Source organism: Flavobacterium laiguense (genome assembly GCF_003097655.1).
GTDB classification, from domain to species: Bacteria; Bacteroidota; Bacteroidia; order Flavobacteriales; family Flavobacteriaceae; genus Flavobacterium; species Flavobacterium laiguense.
The window spans coordinates 146,585-161,211 of record NZ_QCZH01000006.1; the positions used below are offsets into that span (position 1 = coordinate 146,585).

Consider the following 14,627-nt stretch of genomic DNA (forward strand, 5'->3'; position numbering starts at 1 on the left):
TAATTACATTTGCAGTCGTTTTTAAAAGCCAAAAAATAAAAGATGCTTACAATTATTTTATACCTTTTTATTGCTATAGTTGTTATTCAACTTTTTTATTACCTATTTGTTTTTGCAAAATTCTCTTTTGCCAAAGCACAAGAAATAAATGCTAAAAACATTCCGATTTCTGTAATTGTTTGCGCCAAAAACGAAGAAGAGAATGTCATCAAATACATTCCATTACTTGCTGAGCAAAATTATCCCAACTTCGAAATCGTATTGATTGACGATGCCTCTAGCGATAGTACTTTAGATATTTTTGAAGAATTTGAAAAAACATACCCTAATATTCGCTTAGTAAAAGTAAAAAATAACGAAGCTTTTTGGGGAAACAAAAAATACGCCTTAACATTAGGAATAAAAGCGGCTACAAAAGAATATTTACTCTTTACCGATGCCGATTGCTATCCCACTTCAAAAGATTGGATAACAGCGATGAGTGCTCAATTTTCGGCTGAAAAAACAATCGCATTAGGATATAGTGGTTATGAAAAAATTTCCAACTCATTTTTGAATAAACTAATCCGTTTCGAAACTTTACTCACTGCCGTTCAATACCTTTCATGGGCAAAAATAGGCAACCCCTATATGGGAGTAGGTCGAAATTTAGCCTATAAAAAAGAGGAGTTTTTTAATGTGAATGGTTTTATAGACCACATACAAATTCGTTCTGGTGATGATGATTTATTCATTAATCAAGCGGCACATTCGGACAATGCCACTATCTGCTATGCTCCCGAAAGCTTTACCTACTCAGCTCCTAAAACCACTTTTAAAGATTGGTTTATTCAAAAAAGAAGACATGTTACCACCGCTAAACATTACAAAGCATTTGACAAAGCACAATTAGCCCTTTTCTTTAGTTCACAATTGTTATTCCTCATATTGCCTATTATTTTGCTAGCCTTCCAATTTCAATGGATATTGGTATTGAGTCTAATTGGTTTTAGATATTTATTTACTTGGATCGTTCTTGGATTTGCCGCTGGAAAATTAAAAGAAAAAGATGTGATGTATTGGTTCCCCGTTATAGAATTTATACTTATATTCACACAAATAAATGTCTTTATAACCAACATATTCTCAAAACCTGCGCATTGGAAATAAACAAACATATAGAAAAAGCCAAAAAAGGAGATCAAGTTGCCTTTACTTTTCTATTGGATTATTATTGGAATGAAGTTTATGGTTTTATGCTTAAACGCACCGAAAACGAAACTACTGCAGAAGATATTACCATAGAAACCTTCTCTAAAGCTTTTGACAAAATAGCTTCTTACAATTCAGAATACCAATTTAATACTTGGTTGATTTCTATTGCGAAAAATGTCCATATCGATTTGATACGCAAGAACAAATCGAGCCTTTTTATAGAAATCACGGATGAACAAGACCAACAAGCTTATAATATTGCCGATACCACTCCCTCAGCGGAAGACGTATTAATCACAGAACAAAATCTTTCACAACTATTACAATTCATCAAAGAATTAAAACCCCATTACCAAGAAGTGATTCAGTTGCGCTATTTTCAGGAAATGAGTTATCAGGAAATCGCCAATAAAATTGACGAACCTTTGAGTAACGTAAAGATCAAACTACTTCGCGCCAAAAAACTACTTTCTGAAATTATTCAAAATAGACGGTAATAGTATTCATTCAATATTTTTATTTAAAGTGTTTTCTAAAGGCGATTGTAATGTCTTTATGATTAGATTCATTTATCTCGCAAAGGCGCTAAGACGCAAAGGAAACAGTTTTAAACTTTGCGACTCTGCGGCTTTGCGAGAGACAGATTCAGCAAAATCCTTGTATGAATCCTTATCTTTATGTTGAAATCGAGACAGTATATTAAGTCTCGACCGCATTCGACTTGACAATAATAGTAATTTAAAAAACAACTTTTATTGTTAATTCTACAAACATTAATCATCTACAAACCAATAATTTACTTGATAAATTCAACTATTTAACAAAATAATTAATAAATATTCATCTTTCTGTATACTAAAATTCCTGTTATTGGCGTTAAAAGTTGAAACTTCTTTAGCTTATGATTTAATCTCTACCTAACCATTAAATCCATAAATTATGTCTAAACTAAGCATTTACGAAACCAACTGGATTGACCTTGTTTTCGAAAACAGAAACAGAGCCTATGGCGCCTATTCTTTACGCCAAGAAAACACCAAAACATCCCTATTCGCACTCTTTATAGGAGCATTACTTTTGACAGCAGCCATTAGCATCCCTATGATTTATAATTACCTGAATCCCGAGCATCGAATAGCATCCATAGTACCAGACATACCAGTTGTTCTCGTGGATCTTACGACCTATGTTCCGCCTCAAACAAAAGAAGAAAGAACGGTTATGCCAGAAATTAAAAAACCAATTACGGAGAGCATTAACACCAATGATCAGCTTATAAATCCAGAAATAGTACAATCATCATTGGCTACTCCTGACATTGCAACCAATATCGAGCTCAAAAACATCACTAATTCCAATACGGCCGGTGCAGCTAGTACAGGACTAGGCGTAACGACTCCAACAGGTACAAACTCTGGAACAAGTACCCCCGGCATTACAGACAACACCGTTGTCTCTAGTGCAGCATTAGACAAAATGCCCGAATTCCCAGGAGGAATCAAAAAGTTCTACAGTTATGTTGGAACTAATTTTGAAAATCCAGAAATAGATAGCGAAAGTGCTATTCGGGTGAATGTTTCATTTGTCATTGAAAAAGACGGAAGCATGACCGATATTAAAGTAATCAAAGATCCCGGTTATGGATTAGGAACAGAAGCAATCCGTGTTTTAAAATCTTTAAAAACCAAATGGGCTCCAGGAATGATTGAGGGTAAAGCGGTTCGAACCGCCTACAATTTGCCAATTACCATTCAGCCCAATTAGATTGAAATTAAAAAAGCGAAGACTGAACTTTAGGAGTTCAGCCTTCGCTTTTAAATTAACTGCAATACAAAAAATAAAAATCTATTATTTCTTTTTAGTAGTAGTCTTTTTAGTCGTGGTTGTTTTCTTTACTACAGGAACAGTATTCACAATTTTTTGTTGCACATATGGCTTGTATAAACCATCTTTCTCGGCTCTTGCTTTGGCATCATCTGCCCTTTGCTTAGAATCGGGATGAGAACTCATCATTTGATCTATAATAGAACTTTGAGCCCCTTCGCTCATTTTTGCCAATATTCTAAATGCGGACTCCTCGGCATTTACATTATAACCATTTTTCTTCATAAAATCATAAGCAAACAAATCAGCTTCCGATTCCTGTTTACGACTGTGTTTGCTATCAATCAAGGCACTACCAATTTTAGCCAACTGACTATCGGTTATTGCCGCCACTTTATTACTTTGTGAAGCCGCTGCATCAATCAAAGCTTCTTTTTGATACAACGCTTTCATAGCATCTCTTGAATCATGATTATTAACATGTCCTATTTCATGACCAATAACAGCTAACAACTCATTATCATCCATTACATCCATCAAACCCGAAAAAACACGTACACTTCCATCTGCAGTAGCAAAAGCATTAATATCTTTGGTAAGATACACTTTGTAATTCAAGGTATAAAACTCTCCTTTAGTATATTTCCCAAAAATTCTGTCCAAACGAATCGCATAAGGATCTGTTGGTCCTGCCACTTTATTTTCGGCATCCATTTTATCAACGGCTGGTTTAGATAAAGCCGCCGCATCTGCATCGCTAAAAGTTAATCCGGTCATCCCTTTTTGAACAGCACCCAACGCTCTTTCACCAAAATTAATTTGCGCTTGAGATGTAAAAACTCCAAACAATATTAAAGAAACTCCTAATAGTAATGATTTTGTATTCATCTTTTATTTTATTTATTTTAAAAGCACAAATATACTACAAGTTTAAAAATAACGGAATTTAGAACAGCATTAAAATTAAATCTTAATATTTTATTAAAATAAGCAATACAAATTAGACAAACATATATTTTAAGAATATTTTTACATTTCAAACAAAAATAACTAGCTTTTTTCTTGCGTGTGTTATTTTTTTTTTTGATTTGCAAACGGTTAACCAAAGTATTTTATTACTAATTTTAAACTTTTAAACATGAAAAAAACATTTTTTATCGCAGTAGCATTTGTATGCTTTTCCAATTTTGCTTTTGCAAATGACGGTTCATTAAAAACAGATCCAACTAAGCAGGCATTGGAAAATCATCCTGTCGAATTAATTACAAAAGTAAACGAGGAAACAAATGAGGTTTCTAAAACTAAGTCAGAAGAGGAAAGTTTTACATTTTGTTATGAAGTAGGAAGCAGCTCTTCAACTGCTCACGGCTTAACTGTTGTAACTCATTATATGCATTGCACTACATATCAGCTATAAAACTATGACTAATAATAAGAGGTGTTTAAAAAAGACACCTCTTCATTTTTTATAATTTAATTAAAATCATGAAAAAAACACTCTTTATTCTATTGTTTGCAACAACAATCATTTATAGTCAAAATATTAAAGCAGTATATATAATTAACCATCTAAAAGGTTTAGGGGCTAATGACGATGACACTAATGCTATTAAGCCACAAACTTTCACCTTTTATTACAGCAATAAAAAATCAATTTACACTTTGGTATCTTTTCAAAAATCATCTATTGATACTTCATTTATAGAACACGACGGTATCAAATTCCCAACTTATAACGAAGTAACGGTTCCTTCTGTAGATATTACTTACAAAAACATCAAAGACAATATTCTGATAAAAGAACATACAATTAAAAATAAAGATTTTAGTGCAAAAGACAAACTCACTGATTACCAATGGACAATAACGAATGAAACTGCTGTAGTAAATGGATTTAAATGCATAAAAGCCACAACAACAAAAGAAATAGTTCCTGTAACAGCCTGGTTTTGCGAAGAAATCCCTATTAACGATGGCCCATTAGAATTTTGGGGGTTACCCGGTCTTATTATCAAAATAGAACTTAGTGTATATAGCACAATCACATTGGATAGAATTAAAATTACAAAAGAAGATTTTCCAATAAACGAACCTGAAAACAAAAGCAAACAACTATCTCTAAACGATTTTAATAATAGTATTGACTCTCATCTAAATTCAACTTCTATTTTTTCATCATTCAAATAACCTTCATTTTTTTTGAAAATAAAATATTTCACACTTGCCTTTTTATTGTTTTTATTTAGTGGTACCATTTCTTCACAAACCATAATTCGTGGTATTGTCAAAGACGTAAACAATACAATTATTTCTTCGGCTAATATTCAAATTGCGAACTCGGAATCAAACAAAACTGTTGCTTTTGGTGTTTCTGATGATTTTGGTTTATTTGCTATCTCCGTCAAGGAAGTAGGTTTTTATACCCTAAAAATTACTTATTTAGGGTTCAATACTTTGTGCAAAAAAATTGAAATTAACGACAAGACAAATACTGTTTTTGAATTTGTGCTAATTGAAAATAAAAATCAGTTAGATGAATTAATCATAAAAGCACAATCAACAGGGATGAAACAAAAAGGAGATACGTTAACCTATAGTGTTGAAAACTTTATGAATGGCACAGAAGAGTCGTTAAAAGATATTATAAAAAAACTACCCGGATTAGACATTAACACCAATGGAAAAATAACATCAAACGGAAAAGAAGTTGACAAACTCTTGATTGATGGAGAGGAATTTTTCAGGAATCAACATCAGTTGGCTACCGAAAACATTTCGTCTGAAATGGTAAAAGATGTTGAGTTAATAAAAAACTACAAAGATTTTGGCAAAGTCACTACAGACCAAAAAAGTGGGTTAACTGCCGTAAACATTAATATTAAAGATGACTTTAAGAATAAAATATCTGGTAGTATTGAAGCTTCAGCAGGATATGACAGCAAATACAACCTTCACTCCAATCTTTTTTCTTTTAGAAAAAAACTAAAAACTTCTTTAATATTAGAAAACAACAATACGGGAAAGCAAGCGATTACTCTTCAGGACTATTTTAGCTTGACTGAAGACAAAGATAACTATGGAATAGAAAACAACAGTAAAGTAGTATTTAGCAAAGTCGAAGATTTCCCAAAGTTTCTAACTTCTCAGAACAATGTAAAAGAACGCAAAACAAATTTTGCTGCATTCAATTTAGTTTACTCACCAAGTCCAAAAATAAAGATCAACTTGAGTTCCATTTTAAACAAAGCAAATCAGTTTGAAGAACAACTTATAAGACAAGACTATTTTACAGCTACAACTCCTATTCAAAACAATGAATTGCTTAAGAGTAAAGAAATCAGTTTATTTAATGCTACACAAATCGAATCTTATTACAAACCAAATGACAAAACTATTTTTAAATACTTAATAAATATAAATTTAAACAACTTAAATACGAATCAATACACAGAAAGCTTCACAACAGGTTACACAAATACGGCAAACGATAAAGACATAAATGAAACTGTTTTTATAAAAAACAATTTAGCCTTTACCAAAGTGATTAATTCTAAAATGCTTTTCAATATAAATGCGTTTTACAATAACAACACTAATGGCAATGAAAAAAATATTTATGCCACTAACCCTTTTTTGAATTTAAATTTCGAAAACAACAATTATGAAATCAATCAAAATAGAAATGTAAAAAATAGTAATTTGGGATATAGCGCCTTATTTAGTTTAAAATTAAAAGAGAGTACACTCAACATATTATCTGGATCCACATTTGAAAATGGTACATATTTAAACAATGTGAAAAATCAGGATTCTTTTTATAACAATCTTAAATTAGAAACTAACGATTCTTATTTTGGCTTTGACTTTACCTATATTCCGAAAAAAACATTCAGCTATAGTATTGGTTTATCACATCATTATATAATGAAAAAATATAATGAAATCTCGAATTTTAATCATCACTATTTTTTTCCAAAAGCCAATGTAAAAGCCATTTTTGACCCTAATCACATCCTAGATTTCTCCTATCAATTATCGACTAAATTTCCAGTAATAGAAACATTACTTCAAAACAGCACTATTATTGATTACCGAAATTTTAATTCTAATGAGAATATTACATATAATTCAGAGATACCACTTCATCAATTCAATTTGAGTTATTTCATTTATAAATCAAAAACCTCTCTAATTATTAATGGAAATTACACTAAACAAGAGAAATCAGTTAGCACAAACAATATAAATACAGATAATAGTAGCCTAACACTATTCAAATTGAGCCCATATGAAGAATCCATTTCTGGAATGTATTTCTTAGAAAAAAACATTGCAAAATCGTATTCATTTACCAATAGTTTATCCATTTCTCAAACTAATAAAATAGTGTTTACAGAAAATATTGGAAGTCAATACTGGACAAACTCTACATCCTTTTTAGCACAATTATCATCCAAATACAAGTCATTCCCTGTTAATTTTGAAACTGGCTTTATTGGTTCAAATAACAAATACAACTATGAAAAATCGAATTCATTTTTAAAAGAAAAACGACTATTTGTTAACTTTAATGGGAAAGCATTAAAAAACATGTTTTGGAATTTCAAATTAATTTATGATGAACAAAGTACTGCGACTTCAGATACTAAAATCTATTCTTTAAACCCTAGAATTAGATACAATAAATTAAAAAGCAAATGGGATTTTAGCATATCTGGAAATAATATTCTAAAAATTGATAATCCTACTCGAATACAAAACAATAGTACCCCAAATTATTTCGAAGTAATCAAATTTAGTTCACTTGCTGGGTATGTTTTATTTGAGATAAAATATAAACTATAGTTTTTTAATTATTTATCAAACAAAATCTCATTTCATTAGCCTAATTCATCAATCAACATTCCTTATCTTTGCAATCTGAAAATTAAAATATGGAAACTGTTTTAGACAATACATTACCTGTTGAAACCCGAGGCGTAGCCGAATCGAGCGTAGCTAAACCAAAATGGCTGAAGGTAAAACTTCCGATAGGGCAAAAATACACTGAGCTTCGTGGTTTGGTGGATAAATATAGCTTGAATACTATTTGTACTTCAGGAAGTTGCCCGAATATGGGGGAATGCTGGGGTGAAGGAACTGCAACTTTTATGATTTTAGGAAATGTTTGCACCCGTTCTTGTGGTTTTTGTGGTGTAAAAACCGGAAGACCAGAAACCGTAGATTGGGATGAACCTGAGAAAGTGGCCCGTTCCATCAAAATCATGAATATCAAACACGCTGTAATTACGAGTGTTGATAGAGATGATTTGAAAGATGGCGGTTCTATTATATGGATTGAAACCGTAAAAGCCATCCGAAGAATGAACCCAAACACTACCCTGGAGACTTTGATTCCCGATTTTCAAGGTATCGAAAGAAATATAGACCGTATAGTTGAAGCCAATCCAGAAGTGGTTTCACATAATGTAGAAACCGTTCGCAGATTGACTCGCGAAGTTCGCATACAAGCCAAATACGACCGAAGCTTAGAAGTTTTGAGATACCTAAAAGAGAAAGGCATCAACAGAACTAAATCTGGAATTATGTTGGGACTTGGCGAACAAGAAGACGAAGTTTTTCAAACCATGCGTGACTTACGAGCTGCCAACGTTGACATTGTAACAATTGGTCAATATTTACAGCCTAGTAAAAAACACCTTCCTGTGAAAGAATTCATAACCCCCGACCAATTCGCGATTTATGAAAAATTTGGTTTAGAGTTAGGGTTTCGTCATGTTGAAAGTGGTCCATTGGTACGATCTTCTTATAAAGCACAAAAGCATATACTTTAGCCCCTAAAGGGGAATAATGACTAGTTTAAAATGACAAAAACAAGAATCGCTATAAATGGATTTGGAAGAATTGGCCGAAATTTATTTCGCTTACTTTTAAACCATCCCTCTATTGAAGTAGTCGCCATCAATGACATTGCCGATAAGAAAACAATGGCGCATTTAGCAAAATACGACAGTATTCATGGCGTTTTGCCTTTTACGGTAAGCGCTGATGAAACTGGGATTTTTGTAGACGGCAAACATTTTTTATTTTTCCACGAAAAAAACATTTCAAATCTAGACTGGAAAAGTATAGACATTGATTTGGTTGTAGAATCTACCGGAAAATTCAAAACTTTTGAAGAGATAAACGCGCATATTCTCGTGGGTGCCAAAAAAGTAATTCTTTCGGCCCCATCAGAAGTGGAGACTATAAAAACAGTTGTTTTGGGCGTTAATGAATCTATTCTCGATGGGACAGAAGTCATTATCTCTAATGCAAGCTGCACCACCAATAATGCTGCACCAATGATTAAAGTCATTGATGAACTTTGCGGTATTGAGCAAGCATATATTACCACCATTCACTCCTATACTACTGATCAAAGTTTACACGACCAACCCCATAAAGATTTACGCAGGGCTAGAGGCGCAAGCCAATCCATAGTTCCAACTACAACCGGAGCCGCTAAAGCATTGACCAAAATTTTCACAGCACTCGATGGAAAAATGGGTGGTTGCGGAATTCGAGTACCCGTTCCTGATGGTTCACTAACGGATATCACATTCAATGTAAAACGTGCGGTTACCATAAAAGAAATAAACGATGCTTTTAAATTGGCTTCTCAGACCTCATTAAAAGGGTTTTTAGAATATACAGAAGACCCAATTGTATCTGTAGATGTTATAGGCAATAAAAATTCATGTATATTTGACTCACAACTTACTTCGGTAATCGATAAAATGGTAAAAGTAGTAGGCTGGTATGACAATGAAATTGGGTACTCTTCCCGAATCATTGATTTAATCCTATTAATAAAATAATAGTAAAAACACACTCAAACAGAAAATAGACAGAACCTAAATTGGTCGCAATTGAGAATACTTCGTCAGTTCGCCTATCGGCTCGGGTCATCGAATGCCAAAATAAAATAGCAACCGATGAGATAAACAATGATGATGCTTTGCGACTCGAACGATAGCGAACAGGCGAAGCAATTACTTACCAGAGAGTTCTAAAGATTAATAAATAGCAAAATATGAAATACGTTTTATTATTATTTATTTTTTCTCACTCCCTACTCTATTCCCAAAAGAGAACTAAAGTAGACAGTGTCGCTTATTACTCAAATTTGGTAGCAGAAAATATAAATAACAATAAATATAAAGAGGTTTTATTCTACACTCAAAAATCAATTGATTTTTGTAAAAAAAACAACAAACCGGAAGGCGAAGCTACTCAAACTTATCAGCTCGGAAAAATTTATTTCGACCTAAAACTTCACACTGATGCTATTGAAATTTTAAACAAGAGCATTCTATTATTCAATACTATTTCCAACAAACCAAACAAAAAAGTAGCAGATGCCTATTATTTTATAGGCTTGTCCTATATGGCGAAAAAAAAATATACGCTTGCAGAAACTTCTATTTCTAAGTCGGAAGAAATTCGAAAAAAACTAGGCATCAGAGATAAAGCGAATTTAATCAACCTTCAAAAAGGAATACTTTCAAAAAAAAGGGGAAATACCGCTTTGGCTTCAACTATATTCAACGCCATCATTGTCCAACCAGAAAATAAAGTTGCTACAAACACCAGAGCCGAAACACTGTATCAAATAGGTACAATTGAAGCTTCGGCTAAAAGATACAATTTGGCTTTAAATTATTTCAACAGAGCCTTAGAATTAAATAAAAAAACCAAAAACCTAGATCAAAAATCGAATCTCCTATTGGCAATCAGTTCTGTTTACGATAAAATGTTAGACAAAACGACTGCTTACACCTACCTAAAACAGCATTTGAATTTAAAAGAAAGTATTACACTTGCCAATGATGAAAAATTAGGCATCAATGATTATGAAAATTTCAAAGAAACCCAACGATTACAAGAAAACATACGTCTTGAAAAAGAAAACAAAGAAAAAGAAAAATCAAATAAATTCTCTAAACTCATAAGCATTCTCGCTATTGCCATTATTTCTATTTTGTCCCTGTTAAGTTTATCTCTTTATAAAAACAATATCATTCGCAATCAAACGAACTTATTATTGAAAGAAAAAAACAATGAATTAATTATTGCAAAAAACAAAGCCGAAGAAGCTTCGAAAGCAAGATCTGAGTTCTTATCGACTGTAAGTCACGAACTACGAACTCCCTTGAATGCAATCAATGGGATTACTCATTTATTATTGGAAGAAAATCCAAAAAAATCTCAAATGCATTATTTAACTTCTTTGAAATTTTCAGGAAACTATCTGACTACATTCATCAATGACATTTTAGAAATCAATAAAATAGAGTCCAATAAACTGGAAATAGAATACATCAATTTTAATCTAAAACAATTATTAGGAGACATTCAAAACTCGCTAAAAGAAATAGCCACAATAAACAATAATAAATTTATTCTCAAAATTGACTCAGCAGTTCCCGAAAATTTGATTGGAGATCCAACAAAGTTATCCCAAATTTTCATGAACTTAATAAACAATGCACTAAAATTTACCAATAACGGAACCGTCAGTGTAATTGCCAAATTAAGATCCTATCAAAATGACAATGCCATTGTTTATTTTCAAATCATTGATACTGGGATTGGAATTCCCGAAGATAAATTAAAAACCGTATTTGAAAGCTTCTCCCAAGGTTCTGTAGAAATCAACAGAAAGTTTGGAGGTACTGGATTAGGATTAACCATTGTTAAAAAATTAGTCAAAATATTAGGTGGACAGATAAAACTAAAAAGTGTGGTTGGGAAAGGATCTACTTTTTCTTTTGAATTAAAATTTAAAGTAGACCCAAAACCCATTCAAATTAAATCTAAAATAAAAAATTACGATCCGGAAATATTCAAAAACAAAAAAATATTGGTAGTTGAAGACAACAAAATCAACCAAATGATTACCAAAAAAATGTTGGAAAATAAAGATATTGAATGTGCCATTTTAGACAATGGCGAAGACGCCATTCAAATCTTGAAAGACAATGTTTTCGATTTGGTTTTAATGGATGTTCATTTACTTGGCATCAATGGGACTATTGCCACACAACAAATCAGAGAATTTGACACTAAAACTCCAATCATTGCACTAACTGCCATTTCATTAGATGAAAATAGAGAAATGCTACTTTCTTTTGGCATGACCGATGTAATTACAAAACCATTTGTTCCTGAAGATTTTTACACTATCATTGCCCAAAACATAACCAATTCTTAACCCCTTATTATCAACTCTTTGATAAGATTCCGCAAATTGGGCTCCGCTTTTTTGGCAGCCTCCAAAACCTCTTGATGAGAAACTGTTAGAATACTATCCTCATCGCCCATATCAGTTATAATGGAAACCCCAAAAGTCTCTAACTCCATGTGCCGAGCCACAATTACCTCAGGAACGGTAGACATTCCCACACAATCAGCCCCCAAAATCTTAACCATTCTATATTCGGACAAGGTTTCAAAAGTAGGACCTTGCAAACCTAAATAAACCCCATCGTGAACCTCAATACTTAATTCTTGGGCTATTTGTTTGGCTTTTGCAATCATTTCTACCGAATAGGGCTGGCTCATGTTGACGAATCTTGGACCAAAACGTTCGTCGTTTTTTCCTCTTAAAGGATGCTCTGGCATAAAATTGATATGATCTTTGATAATCACAATCGAACCCACTTTATAATTCGAATTTACACCGCCAGAGGCATTAGAAACTATTAATTTTTGAACACCTAAATACTTCATCACCCGAACAGGAAAAGTCACTTCTTTCATGGAATATCCTTCATAAAAATGGAAGCGACCTTGCATCGCAACCACTTTTTTGGCACCAATTGTACCAAAAACCAATGCGCCTTTATGCCCTTCAACGGTTGAAACGGGAAAATTTGGTATTTCCTCATACGGCAAGGTAAATTTCACATCAATATCATCAGTAAATCCCCCCAATCCAGATCCTAAAATAACTCCATATTCAGGAATAAAATTTATTTTCCCTTGAATAAAGCTAACTGTTTCTTGTACTTTGTCCCACATAATTCAAAATATTTTTGTCAAAATTATCTGCATCGGAAAGGAACGAACTTTTTATAGGCAAAAAATAAAGCTGTTCACTTAACACACTTCCTTTCAATCGTACATAATCTTTTTCGGTTGTTACAATAATCTTATCCTTTGCTTTCTTCTTAATTTCCAGCAATTCGCTTTCGCTAAAATGGTGATGATCGGGAAAAGTCAAACATTCGTCATTTTCTTGTTTCAAATAGGCAAAAAACGATTCGGGCTTTGCTATTCCAGCCAAAAGTATCTTTTCAACACTTTTAATCTCGGCTACTTTTAGCGTTTCCTTTTCAGAATAAACAACCTCATCATACTCTATAAAGGTAAAGAACAAACTTTGATTGAAAGAAAGATTCAGTTGTTTTTTTATCGCATTTTGTGTATTCAACGAAAGATCCGAAGGGCATTTGGTAACAATTACAATATTTGCTCTTTGCACTCCACTCCTGCTCTCTCTTAAATCTCCTGTGGGTAATATAAAATCATCACAGTACAAATCTCCAAAGGAAGTAAGCATAATGTAAAACCCCGCTTTTACCTTTCGATGTTGAAAAGCGTCGTCCAATAAAATGACTTCTGGAGGATTCGAATGGGAAAGCAGTTGCTCGATTCCGTTCTTTCGATTGGCATCAACGGCCACTTGAATAGTCGCGAATTTTTGATAAAACTGAAACGGTTCATCGCCTAATTGCAGTGCATCCGAACTATCATTCGCCAAAACAAATCCTTCTGACTGTCTCTTGTAGCCTCTGCTCAAAGTGGCAACTTTATATTTATCGGATAGCAAACGAATCAAATATTCAATTTGAGGCGTTTTTCCGGTTCCTCCCACACTAAGATTACCAACTGCAATAACGGGCAAATCAAAAGAATAGGATTTTAAAATCCCTTTATCGAAAAGAAAATTCCGAATACCCGTAATGAAGCCATACAAAACGGCAAATGGGAACAATATTTTTCGCAGTAAATTCATATATTATTTATCGGAATAATGACCCATTGCAGAAACAATATAAATAGTTACAGTCTCATTTTCAAAATAATATACCATTCTGTCTTTCTGATTTATTCGCTTATACCAAAAACCCTTAAGTTCGTATTTTAAAGGTTCGGGATTCCCAATTCCCTCAAAAGGCGTTTCGGAGAGTTCCAAAAGAATACGTTCGATATTTTTAATACTTTTTTTATCGTCCGATTTATAATGTTGTATAATATGTTTTTCAGCAATTTCTTTTATTTCAATCCTAAACTTCCCCATATGTCATTTGGATTAATTTCTTTACTTTTATTGCTTTTTGCTGATTTTAGAACTATATCTACAAACTCAGGATTATACTTATTTTTTCCTTTTTTTAATTTTTTAGAATCTGTTTCAATAATCTCAATACCTTCAACGTTTTTAAAAAAAGTCTCAGACATTGCCATAAATGCCTTTCCTGCTTTGGTACGCTCGTTAATTTTTAGGATTATTGTAGTCATGACTATTGATTTTAAATACAAATATACAAAATCGCACTGTT

Annotated in this window: 14 protein-coding genes; 9 read left to right on the forward strand and 5 right to left on the reverse strand. The window is 32.7% G+C overall.

Annotated features, from left to right (window positions below; translation table 11 throughout):
• The first annotated feature begins 42 nt into the window (after window positions 1-42).
• The 3 genes from DB891_RS08110 (at window position 43) to DB891_RS08120 (ending at window position 2,958) form a co-directional block, all read left to right on the forward strand.
• Window positions 43-1,149 carry a glycosyltransferase gene (locus DB891_RS08110; RefSeq protein WP_116762357.1) on the forward strand — a complete coding sequence of 369 codons (1,107 nt, stop codon included), beginning with the start codon at window positions 43-45 and terminating at the stop codon, window positions 1,147-1,149.
• On the forward strand, window positions 1,140-1,691 hold the full coding sequence (locus tag DB891_RS08115; RefSeq protein ID WP_116762359.1) for an RNA polymerase sigma factor: 552 nt from the start codon (window positions 1,140-1,142) through the stop codon (window positions 1,689-1,691). Before DB891_RS08110 ends, DB891_RS08115 begins: the two co-directional genes overlap by 10 nt.
• Window positions 1,692-2,133: 442 nt before the next feature.
• Window positions 2,134-2,958, forward strand: coding sequence for an energy transducer TonB (locus tag DB891_RS08120; protein WP_116762361.1), 825 nt, complete (start codon window positions 2,134-2,136; stop codon window positions 2,956-2,958).
• A gap of 84 nt (window positions 2,959-3,042) precedes the next feature.
• On the opposite strand, the gene DB891_RS08125 is transcribed toward DB891_RS08120, so the two are convergent.
• On the reverse strand, window positions 3,043-3,906 hold the full coding sequence (locus DB891_RS08125; protein WP_116762363.1) for a M48 family metalloprotease: 864 nt from the start codon (window positions 3,904-3,906) through the stop codon (window positions 3,043-3,045).
• Between the two features lie 250 nt (window positions 3,907-4,156).
• Between DB891_RS08125 and DB891_RS08130 the strand changes: the two genes are divergently transcribed.
• From DB891_RS08130 to DB891_RS08155, 6 genes are all read left to right on the forward strand, one after another.
• Window positions 4,157-4,435 carry a hypothetical protein gene (locus tag DB891_RS08130; protein WP_116762365.1) on the forward strand — a complete coding sequence of 93 codons (279 nt, stop codon included), beginning with the start codon at window positions 4,157-4,159 and terminating at the stop codon, window positions 4,433-4,435.
• 68 nt (window positions 4,436-4,503) lie between these two features.
• Window positions 4,504-5,205, forward strand: a complete 702-nt coding sequence (locus DB891_RS08135) for a GLPGLI family protein (protein WP_116762367.1) — start codon at window positions 4,504-4,506, stop codon at window positions 5,203-5,205.
• Window positions 5,206-5,217: 12 nt separating this feature from the next.
• Complete coding sequence (locus tag DB891_RS08140; protein ID WP_116762368.1) at window positions 5,218-7,863, forward strand: carboxypeptidase-like regulatory domain-containing protein; 2,646 nt, start codon at window positions 5,218-5,220, stop codon at window positions 7,861-7,863.
• A gap of 89 nt (window positions 7,864-7,952) precedes the next feature.
• Window positions 7,953-8,852 carry a lipoyl synthase gene (gene lipA / locus DB891_RS08145; protein ID WP_116762370.1) on the forward strand — a complete coding sequence of 300 codons (900 nt, stop codon included), beginning with the start codon at window positions 7,953-7,955 and terminating at the stop codon, window positions 8,850-8,852.
• Window positions 8,853-8,882: 30 nt separating this feature from the next.
• Window positions 8,883-9,878, forward strand: coding sequence for a type I glyceraldehyde-3-phosphate dehydrogenase (gene gap, locus DB891_RS08150; RefSeq protein WP_116762372.1), 996 nt, complete (start codon window positions 8,883-8,885; stop codon window positions 9,876-9,878).
• A gap of 215 nt (window positions 9,879-10,093) precedes the next feature.
• On the forward strand, window positions 10,094-12,274 hold the full coding sequence (locus DB891_RS08155) for a tetratricopeptide repeat-containing hybrid sensor histidine kinase/response regulator (protein WP_116762374.1): 2,181 nt from the start codon (window positions 10,094-10,096) through the stop codon (window positions 12,272-12,274).
• Here DB891_RS08155 and DB891_RS08160 read toward each other — a convergent pair.
• Genes DB891_RS08160 through DB891_RS08175 form a run of 4 tightly spaced genes read right to left on the reverse strand, consistent with a single transcriptional unit; the run spans window position 12,271 to window position 14,586 of the window.
• The gene (locus tag DB891_RS08160) at window positions 12,271-13,083 is read right to left on the reverse strand and encodes a purine-nucleoside phosphorylase (RefSeq protein ID WP_116762376.1); all 813 of its coding nucleotides are present in this window, start codon (window positions 13,081-13,083) and stop codon (window positions 12,271-12,273) included. The two genes, DB891_RS08155 and DB891_RS08160, sit on opposite strands and share 4 nt — an antisense overlap.
• On the reverse strand, window positions 13,055-14,080 hold the full coding sequence (gene lpxK, locus DB891_RS08165) for a tetraacyldisaccharide 4'-kinase (RefSeq protein WP_116762378.1): 1,026 nt from the start codon (window positions 14,078-14,080) through the stop codon (window positions 13,055-13,057). Before lpxK ends, DB891_RS08160 begins: the two co-directional genes overlap by 29 nt.
• Window positions 14,081-14,083: 3 nt before the next feature.
• The gene (locus tag DB891_RS08170) at window positions 14,084-14,365 is read right to left on the reverse strand and encodes a Txe/YoeB family addiction module toxin (protein ID WP_116762380.1); all 282 of its coding nucleotides are present in this window, start codon (window positions 14,363-14,365) and stop codon (window positions 14,084-14,086) included.
• Window positions 14,341-14,586 (reverse strand): DUF2683 family protein, encoded by a 246-nt coding sequence (locus DB891_RS08175; protein WP_116762382.1) that lies wholly within the window; start codon window positions 14,584-14,586, stop codon window positions 14,341-14,343. The genes DB891_RS08170 and DB891_RS08175 overlap by 25 nt, the downstream gene beginning before the upstream one ends.
• Window positions 14,587-14,627 lie beyond the last annotated feature (41 nt).

Bases quoted from the DNA above. Each gene is read 5' to 3' on its own strand.
- DB891_RS08135 (WP_116762367.1), top strand. From the start codon at position 4,504: ATGAAAAAAACACTCTTTATTCTATTGTTTGCAACAACAATCATTTAT.
- DB891_RS08175 (WP_116762382.1), bottom strand. From the start codon at position 14,586: ATGACTACAATAATCCTAAAAATTAACGAGCGTACCAAAGCAGGAAAG.
- DB891_RS08125 (WP_116762363.1), bottom strand. From the start codon at position 3,906: ATGAATACAAAATCATTACTATTAGGAGTTTCTTTAATATTGTTTGGA.
- lpxK (WP_116762378.1), bottom strand. From the start codon at position 14,080: ATGAATTTACTGCGAAAAATATTGTTCCCATTTGCCGTTTTGTATGGC.
- DB891_RS08160 (WP_116762376.1), bottom strand. From the start codon at position 13,083: ATGTGGGACAAAGTACAAGAAACAGTTAGCTTTATTCAAGGGAAAATA.
- DB891_RS08170 (WP_116762380.1), bottom strand. From the start codon at position 14,365: ATGGGGAAGTTTAGGATTGAAATAAAAGAAATTGCTGAAAAACATATT.
- DB891_RS08155 (WP_116762374.1), top strand. From the start codon at position 10,094: ATGAAATACGTTTTATTATTATTTATTTTTTCTCACTCCCTACTCTAT.
- gap (WP_116762372.1), top strand. From the start codon at position 8,883: ATGACAAAAACAAGAATCGCTATAAATGGATTTGGAAGAATTGGCCGA.
- DB891_RS08120 (WP_116762361.1), top strand. From the start codon at position 2,134: ATGTCTAAACTAAGCATTTACGAAACCAACTGGATTGACCTTGTTTTC.
- lipA (WP_116762370.1), top strand. From the start codon at position 7,953: ATGGAAACTGTTTTAGACAATACATTACCTGTTGAAACCCGAGGCGTA.
- DB891_RS08130 (WP_116762365.1), top strand. From the start codon at position 4,157: ATGAAAAAAACATTTTTTATCGCAGTAGCATTTGTATGCTTTTCCAAT.
- DB891_RS08110 (WP_116762357.1), top strand. From the start codon at position 43: ATGCTTACAATTATTTTATACCTTTTTATTGCTATAGTTGTTATTCAA.